General features: G+C 64.4%; 2 protein-coding genes and 1 pseudogene. 2 read left to right on the top strand and 1 reads right to left on the bottom strand.

The genetic code is table 11. From position 1 onward, the window contains the following. On the top strand, positions 1–1005 hold a 1005-nt coding region (locus tag WAN71_RS02115), incomplete at its 5' end, for a spirocyclase AveC family protein (RefSeq protein ID WP_422223746.1). A 36-nt stretch (positions 1006–1041) separates the two neighbouring features. Then, positions 1042–1120, top strand: a pseudogene (locus WAN71_RS02110) (thioesterase family protein); the annotation flags it as partial. Between the two features lie 7 nt (positions 1121–1127). On the opposite strand, the gene WAN71_RS02105 reads toward WAN71_RS02110, so the two are convergent. Next, on the bottom strand, positions 1128–1760 hold a 633-nt coding region (locus WAN71_RS02105; protein ID WP_422223745.1), incomplete at its 5' end, for a CoA transferase.

Here is a 1760-nt window from a genome sequence, read left to right as displayed (position 1 = left end):
CCACTGGCGTGGGTGGCCATCACCGTCGGTCTCGTCGCTGTGGTCTTTGCCGCCCTGAATTCGAGTCGTAGCGTCGAGGGCACCCGGGTAGGCCGCGCCGAGGGATCCTTCGTTCCGGCGCGTACCGAATTCCTGGGTATCTCCAACTGGTACCTGCTCTTCGAGGTCGGCTCACTGGTGATGTTCTTCGCGGTCTGGGGAACGGCGATCGCCCAGTCACGCCGCCGGGGAAAGCCCACACCCACGCTGCTGATGGTCGCGGTCACCACCAGTCTGACCTGGCTAGACCCCATCATGAACTGGGCACCGTACGCCGCCTACGACCCCCGGATGTTCCACTTCAACGTCGACTGGTTCTGGATCAACCTCGCGCCGACCGTCGAGCCATGGGCAGTCATCATCGGCTACGGCTACTTCTTTCTCATCCCGGCCTGGTTCACCCTTGCCGTCTACCGACGGATCGCCGCCAAAGCTCCGTTGGGATCTTGGTTGATGCGCCGACCCAAGCTCGCCGTGCTGGCCCTGTCAGTACCGATCTGCATCGGGTGGGACGGTGTCATGGAGGCATTGTTTGTGCGGATGGGCTTCTACACCTACACCCAGGTCATTCCGTGGGGCTCCATATTCACCGGCACGCCCTACCAGTTCCCCCTGATCTGGGAGGCCGTGCTGTTCGGCATCATGCTGTCGGCCGCAGCGCCGCTGATGTGGGTCGACGACACCGGACGCACCTGGTCGGAGACCGTCGCGCGGCGCACTAGGATATTCGCCAAACGCCCATACGTAGGCGCGTTCGTAATCGCGTGGGCGGTGATGAGCGTCGTCTATGTCGGCTACGGCCTCTCGTTCGGCATCATCCGGGCCACCGGCATCGCCACTTCGATCGCTCAGCACTGGCGCTACCCCGAGGCGAAAGTGTTTGATCCGCAGGGGTATTACCAGCGCAACGGCGAGACGGGTCGTTTCATGATCGGCACCTGGGCGGGCTGGGAACTCAAACGGTAACGGGGGTCGGAGAAACCCGTTTGGCGAGAGGGCCAAGGGCCGATCGGCAGCGGGTATGGCAACGGCGTTGGCGAACCCCGGATTCACGCCGCCGCCGTCAATAGTGTCGACGTGACCGACGCTCAGGTGATGGCGCCTTCGAACTTCAACTCGATCAACTCATGATCGTCAATACCGAGCTCCCGCAGTACCTCGTCGGTGTGCTCGGCGAACATCGGCGCCCGGGTCAGGTGAGCGGCCGCCTCATCGAACTTCACCGGGTTCGCCACCAACCGCTGTTCGTTGCCTTGGGTGTCCCGGATGTCGGCGATGCGCCCGTTCGCGATCAGCGATTCGTCGTGGGCGACCTCCCAGGCGTCCTGCACTGGAGACCACTGGCCCCGTAGCAGACTCAGCAGCCGCGTGCAGTCCTCGAAGGTTCGCGACGCGATCGCGTCGGCAAGCAGCGTGGTGGCCTCGTCGGCGTGCGCCGCCAACGACTCGAGCGAGGCGAATCGTTCGTCCACGGCAGCTGCCTCGAGTCCGAGGAGTCGGCAGACGGGAGTCCAATACCGAGTGGGCTGAAGCATCGACAGCTGAATGAAGCGGCCGTCCGAGCACCGGTAGGCACCGGTGAGCGGGTTGCCCGGCGCCTGCGTTCGCTGGTCGATCTTCGGCAGCGGACAGCCGTAGAGCATGGCGAGGTTGACGCTGGACTGGTTGGCCCACGCCCCGACCGCCAGCAGCGACACGTCGATGACGGACGTCTGCCCAGT

The sequence above is a fragment of the Mycobacterium sp. genome, assembly GCF_049280035.1.
In the GTDB taxonomy this organism is placed as follows: domain Bacteria; phylum Actinomycetota; class Actinomycetes; order Mycobacteriales; family Mycobacteriaceae; genus Mycobacterium.
This window is presented reverse-complemented; position numbering and strand designations above follow the sequence as displayed.